Below are 20,133 nucleotides of genomic sequence, written 5' to 3' on the forward strand. Positions count from 1 at the left end.
CAGCACCCCAACCCCACCCAATCATCCCAAGGCCGATTAAGTCCCGTTAAATATGTTAAAATCCATGCGAATCGAAAGTACAATCCCATTCACGGGATGGCAATAGGCAATATTTGGCATGAGTTCTGATACGTCACTCTCTTCTATCGAATCAACCGAATCAAGCGAATCAACGGTTTCCGAGGGGGATCTTTCCGCCAACGCGGACCCGTCCATCCTGTCTGAACAGGTAGAGTCCACAGAAACCCCTCCCGATTCCACCGTTTCCGAACAGGGAGAACCGAACGGGACAGACAGTACAGAAAGTGTTGGGATTGCCGAAAAACAGGCGATCGCCCCTAATGCACAAGTTCGGTTTAAAACCCAAGAGGATGGCACCCTGTCACTCCTATTGCCCAACGAAAGTAGCAGTCCCGACGCCAACACCACAACCCAGGCGACTTGGACCGAAATTTTACAACAAATTCGGCATCGCCTGAATGCAGGCGATCGCTTTTGGCAAGCAGACACCTCCGTGCAATTAATCGCCCAGGACCGCTTATTAGATGGTAGACAACTCCAGGCGATCGCTGAAGCCCTAGCCGAATCCAAACTCAGACTAGAACGTATCGAAACCTCTCGTCGTCAAACCGCCGTTGCCGCCGTCACCGCCGGATACTCCGTCGAACAACGCACCACCGTTACCCCTTTTAATCCCAACCCCGTTACCACTGGAAAAGCCCTCGCCGACCCCCTGTATTTGGAAACCACAGTGCGATCGGGCGTTGATATTCGACATCCCGGTAACGTCGTCCTCGTCGGCGATGTCAACCCCGGGGGATCCATCATTGCTGATGGAGATATTCTGGTTTGGGGGCGCTTGCGGGGACTCGCGCAAGCCGGTGCCAATGGTAACGAGCAATGTATCGTCATGGCACTCCAAATGGAACCCACCCAAATTCGGATCGCCGACTGGGTAGCGCGATCGCCCGAACCCCTACCGGAGTTTTATCCGGAAGTCGCCTACGTCTCTCCTGAAGGGATCCGAATTGCCAAAGCCGCTGATTTTTCTAAAGCTCAGTTGGAATTAAAATCCTAAAGCGATCGCATTCCACTCAACCAAGGGTTCCGCGATCGTGCTAAATTAAATCGGCTCGTTAGATCGTAAAAGCCTTCATCAGGTCCGTCACTGTGCCGCTCTTCTTTATCCGGGAGAGTCAGACACACCAACCGATCCAATAGCAGTTAGTTGTAGAGTCTTCTTCTTACATGAGTCGCATTATAGTTATCACGTCCGGTAAAGGGGGAGTGGGCAAAACCACAACCACAGCGAATCTAGGTATGGCTCTAGCAAAACGGGGCCGCAATGTTGCTGTTGTGGATGCCGATTTCGGTCTACGAAATTTAGACTTGCTTCTGGGATTGGAAAACCGGATCGTCTACACAGCCGTTGAAGTGCTCTCGGGTCAATGTCGGTTAGAGCAGGCATTAGTCAAAGATAAACGGCAGCCCAACCTATCCTTGTTACCTGCTGCCCAAAACCGCATGAAAGATGTGGTTACCGCCGATCAGATGAAGCAAATTGTCGCTCAATTAGTCGGAAAATATGACTACATTGTGATCGACTCTCCCGCTGGGATTGAGATGGGCTTTCAAAATGCGATCGCCGCCGCCACCGAAGCCATTATCGTCACCACCCCGGAAATCGCCGCCGTTCGAGATGCCGACAGGGTTGTAGGCTTGCTTGAAGCCAATGGGGTCAAGAAAATTAACCTCATTGTCAACCGCATCAAACCCGCAATGGTCGAAGCTAATGATATGATGTCCGTCGAGGACGTTCAGGAAATTCTGGCCGTTAACCTCCTCGGGGTCATTCCCGACGATGAACGAGTCATTGTTTCCACCAATCGCGGCGAACCCTTAGTATTAGCTGATCAGCCCTCCGTGGCTGGAGTTGCCTTCGACAACATTGCTCGCCGCTTAGAAGGTGAAAAGGTGGCTTTTCTGGATATGCGCGTTCCTCAAGAGAACTTTTTTAGCCGTCTGCGGAAACGGATTTTCGGGTAAAATAATGTAAGGCTCTACCACACCCCAAGCACCATGATTAGCGAACTTATCGAAAGACTTTTCCCTCGAACTGGCGAAGAAAATAGTCGTGAGGAGGTCAAGCGTCGTCTGAAACTGGTGCTGGCTCACGATCGCGCTGACCTCGACCCAGACACCGTGGAGGCGATGCGAAAGGAAATACTCCAGGTGGTGTCTCGCTACGTCGAACTCGACCTCGAAGGGTTGGATATTTCCCTGGAAAACAATCAGCGTGCCACAGCCTTAATTGCTAATCTCCCTATCCGCAGAGTCAAAGAAGAAAACCCATCCCCTTCATTTACCCCACCTCCCCCATCTGCGGAATTAACCCCCACTGTAGAAGAATTAACCCCCGCTGTGGAATTAAGCCCCTCTGCGGAATTAAGCCCCTCTGCGGAATCAACCTCTCCCTCTTGATTCAAATCGGCGATCGCCTTCTCTCCCAGTTGGCCTCTTTATAAAGACCTGCTTTTTTTTAATCTCTAAGCTGCTTACCCATTTAAACTAGATAATTTTAGCGGGCGATCAATGCTCCTTAGCGGGTTTCTAACCCATATTCTAGCTCTGACTAGAAGGGCGATCGGTCGCGGTTCACAACCCCATCCCCATGATTTCAAAAGAGTTTTACCAACCTGGCACCCTATTAGGGGAAAACCCCAGATAAAGATTTATTCCTCTAATATCAAGTCCGGTGATTAACCTAAAAATTTCTGTGTTCCTCTTCTCCCCCATCCTTTGCAAGGAAGAGTGTGGAGGGTTAGAGCAGTGTCTGCGATCGAGCAAACATAATATAACTGCCCCCTTTAGAAGGTCTAGGGGAGGGGAACCGAACTAATATTTATTCCTCTAGCTTCGTCCCTTCCAAGGGTTATGGGAGCAGAATCTGAAAAGTCGGAAAAGGAGAGCAAACCATTATTTTCCAACACTTTTATTATCAGGTAGGTTCACAAATCCTTATTTTATTGACCGTTAATCCTCAAAATTTACCTCAATTTTATGGACTATAAACAATCAATTGAAATCTGATTGATCCAATGGTTTTAACAATTGCCACAAAATCGGGAAGCAGGGTTTATCTAGCTCCCCTCTTTTTCCTTTCAGACAACCCTATTTAATCCAAAAACAGTTTGTAACAGAATGCCTAAACTATCCCCATATTCTTTCCCATATTACCCGGATTTTTTTTAGATTCTGTGAAGATTTTAAATCATACCTTTCATGGGGATAGGCAGACATTAAACTACCGTCAGTGCAACTCACAGAGGCCCACTCTGTCCCATTGTAAAGTTTTGATGTTGGTATTATATTTTTTCTGTAAAGTTAAACTCGAAAAACCCGGGCGGGCAACTCCGTATTTTTGCGGAAATATAAAGAAACGTAAATTTTTCGAGACCAATTTTTCCGGGTCCGGAAAAAGAAACTCCCTCAGAGCCTTCTCACTCCAGGGTTTGAACTGAAATCCCTGAAGTGGGAAGAGTTTGAGTTACGATCAAAGTGGGAAACAATTCATCCAACCTTTAATTCTCAATCTCAATCCATTAAGGGTGTGTCAACAGGTATCCCAGGTTTCTGTGAGTTGCCACACATAACTATCTGATGCTTCCACTTTTACTGTCTACCTGGCTCCTGATGGGTTTGGGGGTAGATGAACCCAACATCAAACTCTGCTGGTCCGATTGGCATCAAACCCAACTGGATCACCCCTCATCTTCTCATCACCACGTTGAAAAACCTATTTCCTCCCATTATCGTGGCAGTGCTAGGGATCGCGATTAACTGCCCTGTTTTGGCCTGTTCCTGCGTCGTTCAATCCGATAGAACTTTCAAAAATCCCATTGGTTAACCCATTCTCCCACTGGCTACATCCCTAAAACGGGACGCTGAGATCCTGTCACCCTGACATCAGCCCAGATGATAACTGGGTGAAGTTCGCTGACCTTTCTGAATTCTTAAATTTTCAGTATATTTATTGAGTTTGAGCTACACTAAAATGAACCCAAACTTGAGTTATCCCTAGCTCCCAATCCGAGTATGAAACTTTACAAAAACTTTACAATTGGAGCGGTACTTACATCAACCGTTGCTATCACTCTCTTTAGCCCCTCGGCTATAGCTTTTACTATCACTTCCAACGACGATACAGCCCTGCTGTTAAATGCACTGCTGGGTACAACCTATGGATTGAGCAATTTCTCAATGACGCTGGATGGCAATTCCCAAGCCAGCGGGTTATTTAACAACGACCCCTTTGGCTTAGGTTCAGGGATTGTTATGAGCACAGGTAAAGTGAGCAATATACCAGGCGAAAATAAAACAGATGGGGGGATTGTTGCCGACCTGTTTAATATGCCTAATGACCTGAGTGATTATTTTATCGAGCCAAACATCTCAGACTCCGTTTCTCTGCAAATTAGCTTTGATGCGGACCAGACCGCGAGTAAGTTATTCTTTCAATATGTGTTTGGTTCTGAGGAATTTGTAGAATTTGGAGGGAGTCAATACAATGATTCCTTTGAATTGTTGCTCAACGGTACCAATCTCGCCAAGCTGAGTGATGAGCAAACGGTAACCATTAACAATCTGGTATCTGACCCAGAAGGGCCTTTTCACCCAGACTATATCAACAATCCCAAGGGACCTGACACTTTAACCAAACTGGATGGCTTTACCAAAATATTGACCTTTGAGGGGCTGCTTCTACAAAATTCCAGGAACACCCTCACGATTGATATCAAAGATGTCGGGGATGGGTACCTGGATTCCGCTGTTTTCTTGAAGGGGGGGTCTTTGGGAACAGTTCTACCCCCGGACTTGGAGAAAGTGCCGGAACCCGGTTTAGCGATCGCCTCCTGTCTGGTGGGGGGTCTCATCCTCCGCCAGGGTCGCAAATCCTCCAACCGTTCCCGGGACTAAGTTTTTTTTCCCTAAAATTGACTTGACGTTTAACGATTGAATCCGCCACGGATTGCTCACCTACTCAGGGTGCAGCCACTATTCAGAGAAAATTTTGCTTAGGGTTTCAGTTCAGGGCGATCGCACTCCTTCCCATCGGGTCACGTTCCAAGTCACTGTTTCCATGAACATTATCATGACCCACCGCAATATCCAAAGACTCAAGATCTAACCTCAGCTTCCTTCTAGTTAACCTAATTATTGACTTCTTATATTTCTAATTAATAATTTGCAATATTTGAGCGGGAACCCCAAAATATATTCACGCCCTTGCTCCTTACCCGGACTAAAAAAAGTGACTTCAACTCCTTAAAAATCCAACCAAAAATAGAAGTGTAAGGCGATCCCAATTAGTGATACCCTTGAGGATGGCAAAAATAACGCTAACTCAGAGCGTCAGAGCGGATCCCTTTAGCTGAATTATCGAGAAAGACCCAAGCATGGTAGCCACCGCAGAAAAAACCAACGTAGGACACATCACCCAAATTATCGGCCCCGTTATAGATGCGAAATTTCCCGCTGGGAATATGCCACAAATTTATAACGCGCTGACAATTTCCGGTAAAAATGATGCCGGACAAGAAGTTTCCGTCACTTGCGAAGTGCAGCAGTTACTTGGTGACAACCAAGTTCGTGCCGTTGCCATGAGCGGAACCGACGGATTAGTACGCGGCATGGAAGTCGTGGACACCGGCAAAGCAATCAGCGTTCCCGTGGGAACCTGCACCCTAGGCCGAATTTTCAACGTCATTGGCGAACCCGTAGATAACAAAGGGCCAGTCAATGCCGAGCAAACTTTATCCATTCACCGTTCGGCCCCCGCTTTCACCGAACTCGAAACCAAACCTTCGATTCAAGAAACGGGCATCAAAGTCATCGACTTACTCGCCCCCTATCGTCGGGGTGGAAAAGTCGGTCTTTTTGGTGGAGCCGGAGTCGGCAAAACCGTGATCATCCAAGAGTTGATCAACAACATCGCCAAAGCCCACGGCGGCGTATCCGTCTTTGGTGGGGTCGGTGAGCGCACCCGTGAAGGAAATGACCTTTACAACGAATTTATCGAATCCAAGGTTATTAATATCGATAACCTCCCCGAATCGAAAGTGGCCCTGGTATATGGTCAGATGAACGAGCCCCCGGGTGCCCGGATGCGTGTCGGTCTCTCGGCCCTGACGATGGCGGAATATTTCCGTGACGTCAACAAACAGGACGTGCTGTTGTTCATCGATAACATCTTCCGCTTCGTGCAAGCGGGTTCGGAAGTATCCGCACTGCTAGGCCGGATGCCTTCTGCTGTGGGATATCAACCGACCTTAGCCACCGAGATGGGTGAACTCCAAGAGCGGATTACCTCCACCACGGAAGGTTCCATCACCTCGATTCAAGCGGTTTACGTCCCTGCGGATGACTTAACCGACCCTGCACCGGCGACCACCTTTGCTCACTTAGATGCGACCACCGTGTTATCTCGGGGCTTGGCATCCAAAGGGATTTACCCGGCTGTGGATCCTCTGGATTCTACCTCCACCATGCTGCAACCCAGCGTGGTCGGTGCAGAACACTATGATACCGCCCGTGCGGTGCAAGCCACCCTGCAGCGTTATAAAGAACTGCAAGACATCATCGCCATTCTCGGTTTAGATGAATTGTCCGAAGATGACCGCTTGACTGTGGCCCGTGCTCGGAAGATGGAGCGTTTCTTGTCGCAACCGTTCTTTGTGGCAGAAGTGTTCACCGGCTCTCCCGGTAAATATGTGAAACTGGAAGACACCATCAAAGGATTCCAGATGATTCTGTCAGGAAAATTGGATGACCTGCCGGAACAAGCCTTCTATTTGGTGGGCGATATTAACGAAGCGATCGCCAAAGCCGAAAAAATGAAAGGCTAATTGCTCAAACGCGCGCTCTTGCTAGTGGTTAATAACCGTTAGACGCTATTAACCATTAGCTCGGGTCAATTCGCGAGTAACTTTTGACCATTAAAAACTGGAATATGACATTAACGGTTCGCGTGATTTCCCCAGATAAAACGGTCTGGGACTCTAAGGCTGAGGAAGTGATTCTGCCAAGTACCACAGGACAACTGGGTATTCTCAGCGAACACGCTCCTTTGCTAACTGCCCTCGATGTGGGTGTGATGCGGGTTCGTGCCGATAAAGAGTGGGTGGCGATCGCCCTAATGGGTGGTTTTGCTGAAGTGGAGCAAAACGAAGTCACCATCCTGGTTAACGGTGCTGAACAGGGCGACAAAATCGACCTAGAGCAAGCTAAAAAAGCCTATTCAGAAGCAGAAACCCGTCTGAATAGCGCGACTACGGGTACCCGTCAAGAGCAAATTCAGGCCAAACAAGCCCTGAAACGAGCTAGAGCTCGGGTCCAAGCTGCAGGCGGCATGGTTTAACGGTTCAACGGATTCAATCAATTTTGATTGGGGTGAAGGCGGTAACAGTAAGGACTGACTGCTTCACCCTTCACCTTTTTTATACCCTAAATTAGACTCCAACCTGGTCGAGTAAAGGCTGAATCGTCTCCCAAGTCAGTCCTTGCTCAATATAGTCGGGGTTTTCTGGATTTAAGGGGCTTTTGAGGCGATCAATTTTAATAATTTTACTGGAGTCCGGTAAGATCGGCACATCGGGATCGAAAGCAGTGGGACGAGTTAAAGAACTAGAAAATCCCTTGAAAATTGTAATTTCATCCAGTTCTTGATCAATTTCTGCCGTCACGATCAAGACTTCTTGGGGACGTTTTTGAGTATATTTTTCGAGACGTTGGCCCTGGGAGGGAGTGATTACCATCGTTCAAGTTTCAGTCGAGTTTAAAATTAAAATGAGCGGGTATTTGTGAATCATCTATCCGGTGAGCGCAAGGGGAAATCTTCCGTAAATTGAGCGGAGTAGATCCGTAGGCGATCGCCCCTTGCACTACAACACCGACCAAAACCGCCAAAAGCGCATTTATTGTCCCGTTGCCGATCGCCCTTGCTTACCCAGACGAATCAGGACAAAGTAAGCAAAACAAACCACATAAATCACTAAACCCACTACGCCCCAAAATCCTAATAAACCAGGGTCGCCATTGGGATGTAAAATTTCTTTAAAACCCCAGGGGGGATCAAGCCAAACTCGGCATGAAGGGTTATTCAGGAGTGCAGATTGACTAGAGAAAGCACAGCCTAAAAAGGGGATTTGAATTAAAGTGCCGACTGCCATATAAATGGAAATCGCCCAACGCCAAGAGGTAAAAGCCAGCTTTAACGGAGACTGAGGGCGATCGTCCAAATCTTCATTCAGATCCACCCAAAACCATAGAGAAAGCGGAATCAAAAAGCGAGCCACAAACGCTGAAACAAAGCTGAGAGGCAACGCTCCAATCATCAGATAGACCGTAATGGCAAGTAAGCTCGAAACTCGCCAATAAATCATTAATAACCGCTGAATTGAATCCGCATTCTGAGTCAAAGACCAGATCAGAAGAATCAGCGGCAGGATTACAGTAAATAAGACCGCTAGTCGGTAATCCATCCAGACTAGCGCTTGAAACCAAGGTTGCTCCATTGTGGATTTCATGACCATCGAACGTTAGCAGTGTACCGGGGGTTAATAGACGACCCCGGGCGATCCATCAGGTTGAATGCTAGATTGAATTGGAAAACTGTGTACCGGGGGTTAATAGACGACCCCGGGCGATCGCCTATTTTGATAACCAACCAGCACAAGCAACTGGACCCTCTGAGCAGAGAGTTCCAGTTGCCAAAAAAAGAAATTGCAATCGAGGTTAAAGCCCTTTATCCAGAGTTATTCCCTGGCTGCACTCTCATTTATTCGTCATAGATCCGGCATTCAGCAGCATCCGGGTTGTCATCACAATACTTCTCTAACGAGCTCTTGGGTTTGTTTTGGCGCTGATGGGCTGCTTCTGCTTGCACTTCTTCAACCGCATCCCAGGCTGCCGCACACTCTTGGGAGTTTGAGCCGCTGACATCGCAGACAGCGCGGGCATTTTGAAGCTCTTGTTCGATTTGTTCTTTGATATTGCTCATAGCTTTTGTTTTCTCAACAACTTTGGCACTATAGAAAAGGTTTCCGCTCAATCTTAGCGCTAACTTCTTCGGGTGGGTCTGGTAGCGGGCCGGGGACCAACAGGGGACCGCAGAAGGGACCTGGGTTGGACAGAACGCTAATTTCTTTTACCAGAGATACAGGAAACCAGGGCTGAGGCATTGTATCCGTTGTTATTTTTTAAGATTCTGCAGTCTTACCCAGTCCTCCCCCCAGTAGATACTCTACTGTCTTATTCCCTAGAAATGTTAAATTATTTTAACACAAGCCTGGGTAGCCGTGCCGATCTGGGCTTGGAGGGGGCGATCGCCACAAGTCCGGTGCTTCATGTAGCCGCTTTAGGGCAGTTGGCCTTCCCAAATGAACTCAAAAATAAATATCTTTAACACTCAAAGTTTTAGCACTCTCTCAAAAAGGTGGAACCCGTGGCAGACCAGATGAAGTGGGCCAATGCATTGTCAACCCGTCCTTCATTGGAAGGGGCGGTATTCGAGGTCGTAGAGCGATCGCAGCAGTTGTTATCAGATCCAGCTGATCTGGGCTTCGTGTTTATTTCCTCCGCTTTTGCCAGCGAATATTCACGGCTGATGCCCTTACTACAAGAGCAGTTAGGGGTGCCCGTTCTCATTGGCTGTTCCGGTAGCGGCATTATTGGCATGGATGGGCAGCTTGCCGCCCGAGAATTGGAAGAACAGCCCGCCTTGAGTCTAACTTTAGCTTGTTTGCCTGGAGTTAAAGTCCAAGCCTTTCATCTGGATGGGGAAGAACTGCCGGACTTGGATAGTCCTCCCGATGCCTGGGTAGAGGCCATTGGGGTCCCCGCAAGCAGTCACCCCCACTTTGTCATTCTGGCAGATCCGTTTACGTCAAAAATTAATGACTTATTGCAAGGACTAGATTTTGCTTACCCCGGGTCGGCTAAAGTTGGGGGATTAGCCAGTGGGGGAGGGATGGGAAACACCATTGCATTATTTAGCGGCGATCGCCTCTATCGAGAAGGGGCTGTTGGTGTGGCCTTGAGTGGCAATATTGTCTTAGAAACCATTGTCGCTCAGGGTTGTAAACCCATTGGCAATCCCTTTACCGTCAAAGAGTGTGAGCGCAATATTCTCCTGGCCCTAGATGCTGGTCCCTGTGGTTCTGGGGTATCTCAAAGACCCCTAGAAGCCCTTAAAACCGTGATTGAAAGCCTCAACGAATCAGACCGGCAGTTGGCCCAGCATTCCTTGTTTATTGGGATTGCGCGAAATGAATTTAAAGACGAACTGGAACAGGGGGACTTTTTAATCCGGAATGTCTTGGGAGTGGACCCCAGAGAGGGAGCCATTGCCATCGGCGATCGCCTCCGTCCCGGCCAGCGCATCCAGTTCCACCTCCGGGATGCCCAAACCTCTGCTGAAGACCTAGAAATGCTCCTGCAACGGTATCAGAGCCGTTTTTCTGGTGAAAATTCTTCTGTGGGAGCGTTAATGTTTGCCTGTCTTGGGCGTGGTGAACAGCTTTATGGTCAGCCGGATTTTGACTCTCGTCTGTTTAGGCAATATGTCGGGAACATCCCCGTTAGTGGCTTTTTTTGTAACGGTGAAATTGGCCCGGTGGGGGGTGGAACCTTCCTTCATGGATACACGTCAGTATTTGCAATATGTCACCCGCTCTAAAAGCGATCGATAAACTGAGTGTTCGCTCACCCCTTAGGGGAAACGCCATGCAAGTTATCGATTTCTTTAATGCTGATTTGGGCTAACCGTTATTGTCTTCCTTCCAGGGAGGCAACTGCTGGCGATTAGAGCAATTCTTTCACCTCTTTTCTAAAGTGAAGTTGGGAAATTCAAAGCCGGAAACGGTGTAGAGACAATTTTAGGGGAAGTTTTTACTTTTTTAACTCTCTGTAGTAGGGCTAAACAAAGAAAAACTCCTTAAAATTACTGAGATTTGAGGAGATAAAAATCACCAAAAATTTTCCGGTTCAAAAAGAACATTCAGTTGATTTATTTTGTGCTATGTTAGCGATTAGCAGATAAAAATTCTGCTTATTCACCTTCGTCTAGACAACCCGCATTGATCCGGGAGTTTAAGTTTTAAAAAATAAAAAAACTCTAGGATTTGTATCCAGTTATTGGATGTCTGGCTTTTCTTTTCCATCCATCCCATTCTATGGATTGGTCTGCAAACCCTCCCGCTTGAATCAAAACCTGGGCGGGTGATCACCGTTTTCCAGACTATTCACTGGGAAACAAATGAGCAAGTTTCCTCATCAAAAATTTTATGAAGATTTGCCCTGTCCAACCTGCGATTCTCGCGATCGCATTATTAGGACCTCTCGGGTGGAACCCCAGCGCGATCGCTCAAACCCCAAGCTCCCTAGACCTTGACGCTCCCACCCAGGACTGTCAAGCCTGCTTACTCGATCGCCTGACAACTCCCCCCCTGGGTTTACCCCTTGCTCCCTATCATACCGACCTATCTCGGACCGATCCGGAGATCAGGTCCCAAACCTCTGATAATCCCACCGGGCAAGACGTCAGAGCACAAACTCAGCAACTCCAGCAGCGCCTACAAACCCTGCAAGAAGTGCCCCTGCAACAAATCTATCTCGGCGCACCGGGAACCAGTTCTAATACCCCTACCGCTTATGGGGGACGCTTTGGCAGTGTAGGAGTTGGCTTAAGTTATCAAGAACGAACCCGGTACACCGACAAATCCGACGGCACCGCCGGTCTTGTCGTCAGCTTTGGAGATCCCCAAACCGTCGTTGGCTTCGATGTGGGGGTCAGCGCCTTAGACCTATCGGACTATGGCGATCGCGGTTCCTTTAACTTCAAAGTACACCGCGCCCTTCCCGGTGATGTGGCCGTCGCCGTTGGACTAGAAAACGCCTTAATCTGGGGCTTTTCCGATGCCGATACCAGCCTTTACGGAGTCGTCAGTAAACGATTTCGCCTCACCGAAAATAGCCAAGACCCCTTTAGCCGACTCTCCGTTTCTGCCGGAGTTGGAAACGGACGCTTTCGCACCGAAGACCAGGTGCAAGAAGACGAAGGGACCGTCGGCGTATTTGGTAGCGTTGCCGTGCAAGTCATCCCCCCGGTCAGCGTTTTTACCGAATGGACCGGCCAAGACTTAAACATTGGTGCATCAGTCTTGCCGTTTCGTAATTTACCCATCGTCATTACCCCAACCCTAAGCGATATCACTGGAACCGCTGGTGATGGCACTCGCTTTTCAGTTGGAGTTGGCTACGGAATGTCCTTTTTTTAACCCCATTTCAGGAGGGTGAACGTGAAAATTCTCTATTTCTTACTCAAAACCGGTCTGTGTCTCAGTCTGCCTCTCGGATTTTCCCTAGCGGCCACTTTGATTGCCCCGATTCCAGTCCAAGCCCAAACTAATCAATCGGATAGTACCGGCGCGGGTACGAATACCACCACCACCACTACCACCAAGAATACTACCGTTACCACCACAGTCGTTGTCGTAGGTGGGTCTTCCGGGGGTGGTACGACCGTTGTTACCAACCAGTCTGATAGCACTGGGGGACCCAACACACCCGGAACGATTGTTCGAGAAATTACCATCACGATTACGCGAATTTTAATCGATAGTAATTTGGCGACCATGACGGCGTTTCTGATGCCGACCCCGGGCGGAGAAAGCACCCCACCTCCAACCCCAACTCCAACTCCACCGCCCGCGATCGAGCAGGTTCCTACCCCGGAACCCGCCCCCGTTGTGGAATCTACTGTTCCTGAACCGACCCCGCAAACCCCACCCCCCGCCGCCCAACAGCCCGAACCCCAACAGTCTGCTCCCGTTTCCACGAATCAATCGGATTCCACTGGAAATACCCCGCCCACAGCCCCTAGCCCCGTAGCAGCAACGACCCAAAACCCCGCAATTCAAATTGTGGAACTGCCCCTAGGGCCTCAACGGTTTGTCATGCTAGTGCCTGCGGGTAATAATGGACGCGGCAATGCTTTCGGAACTTTGGTTGCATTAGCCAACTTAGGTGAAATGGCTCCCATGCGCTTGTTAGGCCGTTGGACCTGGGGTAGCTGGGGCGGAATGCTGATCCGAATTGGCAATCAGCGAGTGTTTATTAGCCTCGCCGGAATTTCTCCGGGTTCCTCTGAAAATAACCCGGTGTTACCCGGTGGCATGGAAGATGGAGCCTTTAGTTTCGTGGGCGTTGTCACTGGGGCCTGGGTTGATCCTCCGGTTGCCGAAGGATTCCGCTACACCACGACCTCGGATTCTCTGTTTACGGAGATTCAAGACTTCCCGACAGGTTTCCCCACTCCGTTTACAGTGTCTGTCAACGGTCAAGAACTGGGTGAATTTGGTCCTGGCGATTCGGTAGATTTTACCCAATTTCCCGGTGGTGGTGTCAAAGAATTTACCATCACGGGTCTAACCCCCTTAGTCGATCCAGAAAACCCGATCGCTTTCCCCTTGAAAGTCGGGTTTGATACCGAAACCGCTGATTTTACAATGGCTGCGATTCTCGATCCCGAAGCGATGGCGTTCTATGAAGAAAATCCCGTGGGACCGGAACCTTTCACCTTTAATATTCTCAGCGATAGTGGAAAGATGGAAATCGTCCCCGCTTCTACATCGGAAGTCTTGCAGGAAAATGCCGATCGCATTGCTCAAGGAATTGACGATTCCAGCAAACGTCAGGAGTTCTTAAGCACTGTCGCAGCGGTTCAAACCGATTTGAACCAATTATCTTCCACCTTCCAAACTTTGTTACCTGTTGGTGGTGGACTGAATGCCCCGGGATTAAATCCATCCATGACTTCCGTAGGCAGTCTGCGTGAGTCCCTCCCCTTGTTACTGGAACAGTTAGGTAATCTGTCGGAGAATGCTTCCGAATCCGAGGCAGTGGCGATCGCCAATATGATCACCGAAGTTGAAGGCATGACCACCTTGCTTGAAGCAGTTACCCCCATGCTGTCTCAGATGAGAGAGTCCCTTGCTATTGCTCGCTAGGACAAGAACCCGGGTTTCTGCACCAGAAACAGTTGCTCATAACTGACATTGGTGTAAAGAAACCCGGTTGGTCTGACCGTGACTTTACCCCCAAACTAGAGATTCCTTAAACAGAATTCCTCGATCAACTCATCCGCCGATGAACTGCTTTTTCCTAAAAAGTGGGTTCATCGGCGGATTCTCTGTAGAGACGGAAAATTTTGCCTCTATACAAGAAATTAAGGGGCTAATATGGATTGGGTATCCTGCTCATTTCGACAAGATTAAAGTCCCGTTGTTGTCAATTGCCATAGGTTGTGGGCAATCCGCCCGATCGCCATTTCGGAAATTTCTCGCTGCACTAAAGGTTTGAAAATAGCGGCGGACCTGGGGTGGAAACTCAGGAAAATCAAAACTCCCATCTCCACAAGCAATATCCGCCCAAAAATAGCGTAAAGTCGGGGCCAGAATCTCCGCTTGAGACTGGGGCAAATTTAACGGGGAGGCCATGAGTAATTGCATCATAAAGGGATGAGAGCGATCGCCCATCCACTCGCGCGACAGTTCCAACAATTGCGGCCATCCCGGGACCGACTCAATCCGATGGGTGCAAATCTCTAAAAAATGCCGACCTTCCCGATCCGTGCGATAGTGAAACACTCGGTAGGGGTGAGGATGACTCACTAAAGAACCAGTCGTGATATCATAGATGCCATGCTCTGAGGCGACATCCTGGACGTGTAAATGTCCCGTTAACACCAGCTGTACCCCTGCCTTTTGTAGCATTTCCACCAGAATTGGTGCATTGTCTAACATATACCGCCTTCCCATCGCGTGTTGGGATTGGCCCGGTAAATGTTCTAAAACATTATGGTGAATCATCACTATCACCCGTTCATCTGACGTGACCTGATCCAATACCTCTTGCAACCACTGCAATTGCTGTAAATCCATCCGCCCAAGTTGCTTGCCATTTTCGTCAAATTGGTTAGAATTAAGACCAATGAGCCGGACTCCAGGTAAGACCTCATGGCTGTAGTAAAGTTGCTCGGGATTGTGATAACCAAATTGACGATAATAATAGGGAAAATCGCCCAACCCAATCGATTTTTTATCCGCGATCGCCACGGGCACATCATGATTTCCAGGAACTACATACGCAGGAAATGGTAATTTTGTCAAGCGGTTTGCTAACCATTCATGATTGGCCGGTTCTCCATGCTGAGTTAAATCCCCAGGGAGGAGTAAAAAATCAAGATCTAGTTCAGCTAAATGGGCCAGAGCAGCTTCTAAAGCCGGGATACTCACTTCAACCAAATGAAACCGGCTGGGGTGATCTAAAATCGTTTCCGGGACAGCAACGTGTGGATCGCTGATCACAGCAAATTTAAAATCTCGAACGGTTTTCTTTTCCCAAAATTTCCCAGTCATAAGTTATAAAATAAAAAACGCAGAGTTGAAGAATATGAGGAATCAAAAAATGGCTATCACTGTCCCCCAGGATTGACCTCTAATTCAGGTTTTTCAGGACCCATAAAATTCGGAGTGCATGGCCCAATTCCGTTGTTTTCCCCTGGGTTTGATAGCCTCCAAGTGGAACTCAACTGGAGTCTAAACTGTATTTAGTTTACCAAGGAAAGCAATGAGTGACGCTGAAAATCCCACCAACCCTAAACCGGAACCGATCGCACCCCAAGAATTGAAACAGATAGAACCGGCTTTTCAAGCGGGTGATCCCATCGGGAACCCGGAGATATCCCCCACAAATTTAGACCCACAAGAAGAGGACTGGGAAACGGTAGAATTTCCCAATGCCATCAGTCTTGATGCCTTATTGGTAAACAGTCAGGAAGAAGAACCCATCCCCCAGATCCTCAGCCCGACTGAATCCATTGGGGAGGCGATCGCCCGCATCAAAGCCCCCTCCATCTCCTCAGCAGCGTCACCCGAAGCGGTACTTGTAGAACAACTGCAACAAGAAAACTTGGAACTTGATGGCAGAATTGAACAACTTGAAACCCTGCTGCATGAATGTAGACAATCCTTGCAACAGCAGCGATCGCAAGCTTTAGATCGCCAAAAACTCTTAGACCGGCGTACTCTGGAACTCAAAAGTATCACCGGCCAAATCGAACAATTGTCGGAACATATCCAATCGGCGACCAAACAGATCCAACAACAGCAACAACAAATCGCCTACTTAGGGACCCAACTACAAACCAGCCAAGAAATTAGAGCAAAACTGGAACGGGAATGCGCCCTGACCCAGCAACGGTATCACGAACAGTCCCAGATTTTAGTTCAAACCCAAACCACCTGTCAGGACCTGCGAGCTCGCCTGCATCGCCAGCAACGCCACACCTTGCAATTTAAGGCAGCCCTGGAAAAATGTATTGAGACCCCTTTAGAAAAAGCCAACGCGATGGCCTCCCTACGGCAGTCCACCTTAGAAGAACCCACGGATCTTCTCGAAACTGGCGCAAAAGAGGCGATCGCTAACCCGAATCCTGCTAACACCACCCTATTCCCCAAAGCGGACCCGATCAAACCTTGGTCCCTTGCGGATGCTGATGAAGCCGAACCCAGACAGCAACCCGTCCCCAACGTGAAATCCGGGGCAGATTTATCAAAAATTCGCCTGCCTTTATCTGCTAAGGGAGAGCATTTAAAACCCTTTCCCTCCCATATTCCAGCCCAGGAACCTATCCTAGAAAAACCTTCTAATCCTAAAGAAACCCAATCTCAAGACGCAGAAAATGAGCAACCTGTCTGGGAAGATTTAGACTCATTGATTGAGAAGCCCCACTTAGAACCCAAACGCGATCGCCCGGTGATTTTGGCCCCGGCAACTCCCGTCTTATCCCTGCATATTCCCTCTGTCCCTGTGGTTTCTCCCTTAACCGACAGAATAGGCGATCGCACCCCAGACCCTAATATCAAAACCAATCAAACCCCTGCCCCTGTTCAGCCCCAACCCCTCCTCACCGGCAATAGTGAGATGCAACTCTTATTACAAGCGAAAGCCTTCTCCGAACAATCCCAAAGTCCTACTCCCTCCCCCATCCAATTGCCCGGAGAACCCCCTCAAACAGGGCAGGAACAAGCCAATTTAGGGTCAAATATCCCCTCCACCAGTGGCGGGGGGTCAAACCCATCGATTTGGCCTGCACCCATCGTCTATCCCGTGCGATCGGCCCAGAAAAAACGCAACTCCTTCTCAGCGGTAGAATTACCCAGTTTCTCAAATAAAAAATAACCCAATTGACGGGGGTTCAAACCCCCGTCGAGTCTTAACCCCTGACCCCTTCTTCTACGGTTTGATTTTTTTTGCCCAAATTCCAGCGCTTTAACTCGCCCTGAGGGCGTCCTAGTCCATCGGTTAGGGCATAACTTTTAGCCAATAACCATAGCCATAACCCTGGAAATCGGGGTTCTAATCCTGGTTGAATAGTGCGCACAAATCCAGGTAACCAACCTAATAACCAACCTAATAGAGAAATCAGGGTAAAGTACAAGTAACTGCCTACCCACCGCAGCAGATCTTTGGGTCCGGCTAATTCCCAAATCCACAACAATAGGGATGGGTTTTGCCAAGCGGCTTTGAGTGCGAGTCGATGAAAGGTCAGCCAGTCTACGCGGTCTTTAATAAAGGTATCAGCTACGGGTCCCGGTTCCCCGGCTAAGACCCCAAAAAATGTATTCAGCATAGAGTTAATCCGTTCGGGGGGTAAGAACCGACCCGTTGGCACCATCATCCCTTTAGAAAATAGCCAAGTTACGGCAACATTGCTTTGAAAAGCGCGAATTTGGTTTAAGTGACGCGACTCCAATAAATCATGTTTAAGGGCAGTATCGAGTAGAGTGGTTAACCGGGCCATATTGCGGACCAGGGAACCAAATCCGGTGAAGACTAGGGGAGATTGTAAAGAGGCGGCATCTCCGATCGCCATCAACCGATCCACGGCCACCCGGCGATCGTGACTTGCCACACTAAAATATCCCGGAATATAGCCAAATGTGGCTTTTTTCCACTCTAGGCGATCGAGATCGCAGCGCCGATACTCCGGCAGAATGGTAAAAAAGTCCTCATACATTTCTAATAATGAACCCGGGTTATCGGGGTGAACCTGATGGTAGTGAAACAAATAAAAGGTGAGTTCTGAACCAGCTGCCGGGAATAACTCCCAAATGAGTTGTCGTCCCCGGGAAATGTCCCCATGACTGTTGAGTACATCTCCATATTGGACATCCCAAACGCCCGGTTCAAACCCATCGGCAATCACAGCCCCCACCGTGGGACAGACACTATCAAAGGTGCGACTGCCGTTGAGTTGCCATGCGATCGGGGAAGCCGTTCCCATTGCATCCACCAACAGGCGACCCCCAGCCACTCGGTCCTCCCCTGTTGGGAGATGTTTGGCCTTGATGACTGCTTGTTGGGGTTCAATCTCAGCGGTAAGAAATTCCGTCTCATCCCAAATTTCCCCCCCCGCTTCTCGGAGTTTTGTCCCACAAAGTTTCAGTAGTTTTTCAGCATCGATCGCAATATTTAGAACCGTCGGGGTATGTAGAATTGCCGCTTTACATTGGGGGGGATTATTAGCATCAAAAAATTTATGAAACCCATCTTTATATTCACAGGCAATTACACTTTCAAATTCGGCTAGGGTAAATAAACCCAAGTCAATCAAATTTTGAAATTCTCCCCGGGAAATATTCCATTCCCGGTTCATCCGACCAAACGGTAACCGTTCCAACAGGAGAACCCGATAACCCAGTCGCGCCATAACTGCCGCATGAATTACCCCCAAGGCACCGCCAATATAAATTAAATCGTAGGGGGGAGGCATAAAAGATTCACTTTGGGGTTTTTGAAAGAGAACCTGTTTAGGTTCTTGGGGATTGCGAACTCCTTCGCGCCACCGTTGTTCCCACCAGTAAACCCGCTTGAGGTCATATTCTCCGTTGGGAATTTTTTGAAAATATTTAACCGTGAGGGGGTAATCAGAAGCTAACGCTTCAAAGATAGTTTGTTCAGATAAGTTGATTTCCGGAGGTTTAGGATAGTAGCAGGGAAACCGATCTCTCACCTGACGAGTCAACCCCGCCAGGATTTGTTTTTCCCGGGGAATAGGTCGTTGAGACCATCGGAATACTTTAAGGTAGGCGGTTCTCTGAACCGTCCAGGCAAAGATAGACAGTTCCGGTATATCTCCCGGTTCCGTGGCGGATGGGTTGAGTTCTTGACAAAATTCGAGTCTTATGCCATCACGGGTAAGGAGTTTTTTTCCAGAGTCCGGAGTGAAGTCCTGATGCAACCAAGTCCGAACCGCTTCGATATCCGGTGTGGGAACTTCTAAATAGAGGATTTCTTTCATGATGAGCGAAATTTACTCCGATAAATCGGCTAAAAATAGGGTTGACAAGGGGGAAAAGTGCGCTAAGATTCCGGTTACAGAATTAAAATTCCTTAAAAAAAGTTAAGAAACTCATCATATTGATTGATACCCAGGAGATCTGCGGATTAACCATGAATTATCCCATTCCCACGAGTCCACAAGAACTGGTTGCGCTGCGGCACCAGCCTATTGATGAAGAATTAGTGGCATCAGCGATCGCGGGGGTGATAAAAATCGCCAGGGCGCAGGGGAAGTCCTTGGAGGAAGTGACGGCAGAAGTTTTAGCCGATGACTCCCTACTCGACTTACATCAGCGACGGTGGCTGAGTGAATTAGTCTCTCAAGCCTGGGATAGTCTAGGGTAGCCAGAAATAGCGCCCACCCTTACCCTATTCTAGGTCGCAGGATGACCGAGGATCTCCCCCATTGGATTCGGGGATGTCCAGAGGGTGGCATCCTGATTCTTGCCGTTTCCCTTGCAGTCGCCCTAGCCTTCTTCCAGGATTGTGATCCGGTAGAATAGCTGACTCTAGTTGATTGAACAGACTTCTGGGTTCGGTGTCAACTGCAACCCGCCACAGTTCTACAGAATACCCGCGATCGCTCTTCCGGTGCGATCGCGGGTATAATTTCATCCCCCATTCAGCATAAAATCATCTCCAGTTCCTTCGTTCATTAGACAAGATCCG

The 20,133-nt window shown here is 48.7% G+C and carries 19 protein-coding genes; 12 read left to right on the forward strand and 7 right to left on the reverse strand.

The features are described 5' to 3' along the window. Window positions 1-118: 118 nt before the first annotated feature. On the forward strand, window positions 119-1,078 hold the full coding sequence (minC, locus tag NG796_RS09520) for a septum site-determining protein MinC (protein WP_261206208.1): 960 nt from the start codon (window positions 119-121) through the stop codon (window positions 1,076-1,078). Here minC and NG796_RS09525 read toward each other — a convergent pair. Further along, window positions 1,075-1,206, reverse strand: a complete 132-nt coding sequence (locus NG796_RS09525; protein WP_261206210.1) for a hypothetical protein — start codon at window positions 1,204-1,206, stop codon at window positions 1,075-1,077. The two genes, minC and NG796_RS09525, sit on opposite strands and share 4 nt — an antisense overlap. Window positions 1,207-1,248: 42 nt before the next feature. Between NG796_RS09525 and minD the strand changes: the two genes are divergently transcribed. From minD to atpC, 6 genes are all read left to right on the forward strand, one after another. After that, on the forward strand, window positions 1,249-2,046 hold the full coding sequence (minD, locus tag NG796_RS09530) for a septum site-determining protein MinD (protein WP_261206212.1): 798 nt from the start codon (window positions 1,249-1,251) through the stop codon (window positions 2,044-2,046). Between the two features lie 33 nt (window positions 2,047-2,079). Next, window positions 2,080-2,481, forward strand: a complete 402-nt coding sequence (gene minE / locus NG796_RS09535; RefSeq protein ID WP_261206214.1) for a cell division topological specificity factor MinE — start codon at window positions 2,080-2,082, stop codon at window positions 2,479-2,481. 1,179 nt (window positions 2,482-3,660) lie between these two features. Then, entirely contained in the window at window positions 3,661-3,840 is a 180-nt protein-coding gene (locus NG796_RS09540) for a hypothetical protein (RefSeq protein WP_261206216.1), read from the forward strand. A gap of 255 nt (window positions 3,841-4,095) precedes the next feature. Beyond that, entirely contained in the window at window positions 4,096-4,977 is an 882-nt protein-coding gene (locus NG796_RS09545; protein ID WP_261206218.1) for a choice-of-anchor L domain-containing protein, read from the forward strand. Window positions 4,978-5,456: 479 nt separating this feature from the next. After that, the gene (gene atpD, locus NG796_RS09550; protein ID WP_261206220.1) at window positions 5,457-6,905 is read left to right on the forward strand and encodes a F0F1 ATP synthase subunit beta; all 1,449 of its coding nucleotides are present in this window, start codon (window positions 5,457-5,459) and stop codon (window positions 6,903-6,905) included. A 104-nt stretch (window positions 6,906-7,009) separates the two neighbouring features. Further along, on the forward strand, window positions 7,010-7,417 hold the full coding sequence (atpC, locus tag NG796_RS09555; protein ID WP_261206222.1) for an ATP synthase F1 subunit epsilon: 408 nt from the start codon (window positions 7,010-7,012) through the stop codon (window positions 7,415-7,417). Between the two features lie 91 nt (window positions 7,418-7,508). Here the strand turns inward: atpC and NG796_RS09560 are convergent, their stop codons facing one another. The 3 genes from NG796_RS09560 to NG796_RS09570 form a co-directional block, all read right to left on the reverse strand. After that, entirely contained in the window at window positions 7,509-7,814 is a 306-nt protein-coding gene (locus NG796_RS09560; RefSeq protein ID WP_261206224.1) for a hypothetical protein, read from the reverse strand. Window positions 7,815-7,973: 159 nt separating this feature from the next. Further along, the gene (locus tag NG796_RS09565) at window positions 7,974-8,573 is read right to left on the reverse strand and encodes a DUF3177 family protein (RefSeq protein WP_261206226.1); all 600 of its coding nucleotides are present in this window, start codon (window positions 8,571-8,573) and stop codon (window positions 7,974-7,976) included. Between the two features lie 263 nt (window positions 8,574-8,836). Continuing rightward, window positions 8,837-9,058 (reverse strand): Calvin cycle protein CP12, encoded by a 222-nt coding sequence (locus NG796_RS09570; protein WP_261206228.1) that lies wholly within the window; start codon window positions 9,056-9,058, stop codon window positions 8,837-8,839. 456 nt (window positions 9,059-9,514) lie between these two features. Here NG796_RS09570 and NG796_RS09575 point away from each other — a divergent pair, with 456 nt between their 5' ends. The 3 genes from NG796_RS09575 to NG796_RS09585 all read left to right on the forward strand — a co-directional run bounded on the left by NG796_RS09575 (window position 9,515) and on the right by NG796_RS09585 (window position 14,066). Next, the gene (locus NG796_RS09575) at window positions 9,515-10,735 is read left to right on the forward strand and encodes an FIST N-terminal domain-containing protein (protein ID WP_261206230.1); all 1,221 of its coding nucleotides are present in this window, start codon (window positions 9,515-9,517) and stop codon (window positions 10,733-10,735) included. 607 nt (window positions 10,736-11,342) lie between these two features. Beyond that, window positions 11,343-12,335, forward strand: coding sequence for a hypothetical protein (locus NG796_RS09580; protein WP_261206232.1), 993 nt, complete (start codon window positions 11,343-11,345; stop codon window positions 12,333-12,335). A 21-nt stretch (window positions 12,336-12,356) separates the two neighbouring features. Continuing rightward, a complete protein-coding gene (locus NG796_RS09585) occupies window positions 12,357-14,066 on the forward strand; it encodes a hypothetical protein (protein ID WP_261206234.1) in 1,710 nt (569 codons plus the stop codon). 249 nt (window positions 14,067-14,315) lie between these two features. On the opposite strand, the gene NG796_RS09590 is transcribed toward NG796_RS09585, so the two are convergent. Beyond that, window positions 14,316-15,476 carry a metallophosphoesterase family protein gene (locus NG796_RS09590; protein ID WP_261206236.1) on the reverse strand — a complete coding sequence of 387 codons (1,161 nt, stop codon included), beginning with the start codon at window positions 15,474-15,476 and terminating at the stop codon, window positions 14,316-14,318. Between the two features lie 211 nt (window positions 15,477-15,687). Between NG796_RS09590 and NG796_RS09595 the strand changes: the two genes are divergently transcribed. Beyond that, the gene (locus tag NG796_RS09595; protein ID WP_261206238.1) at window positions 15,688-17,301 is read left to right on the forward strand and encodes a hypothetical protein; all 1,614 of its coding nucleotides are present in this window, start codon (window positions 15,688-15,690) and stop codon (window positions 17,299-17,301) included. 34 nt (window positions 17,302-17,335) lie between these two features. On the opposite strand, the gene NG796_RS09600 is transcribed toward NG796_RS09595, so the two are convergent. Continuing rightward, window positions 17,336-19,423 (reverse strand): NAD(P)/FAD-dependent oxidoreductase, encoded by a 2,088-nt coding sequence (locus NG796_RS09600; protein WP_261206240.1) that lies wholly within the window; start codon window positions 19,421-19,423, stop codon window positions 17,336-17,338. Window positions 19,424-19,575: 152 nt separating this feature from the next. Here NG796_RS09600 and NG796_RS09605 point away from each other — a divergent pair, with 152 nt between their 5' ends. After that, window positions 19,576-19,809, forward strand: a complete 234-nt coding sequence (locus tag NG796_RS09605; protein WP_261206241.1) for a hypothetical protein — start codon at window positions 19,576-19,578, stop codon at window positions 19,807-19,809. A 24-nt stretch (window positions 19,810-19,833) separates the two neighbouring features. On the opposite strand, the gene NG796_RS09610 is transcribed toward NG796_RS09605, so the two are convergent. Next, window positions 19,834-20,079, reverse strand: coding sequence for a hypothetical protein (locus tag NG796_RS09610; RefSeq protein WP_261206242.1), 246 nt, complete (start codon window positions 20,077-20,079; stop codon window positions 19,834-19,836). Window positions 20,080-20,133: the final 54 nt, after the last annotated feature.

It is taken from the genome of Laspinema sp. D2d (genome assembly GCF_025370755.1).
Lineage (GTDB): Bacteria > Cyanobacteriota > Cyanobacteriia > Cyanobacteriales > Laspinemataceae > Laspinema.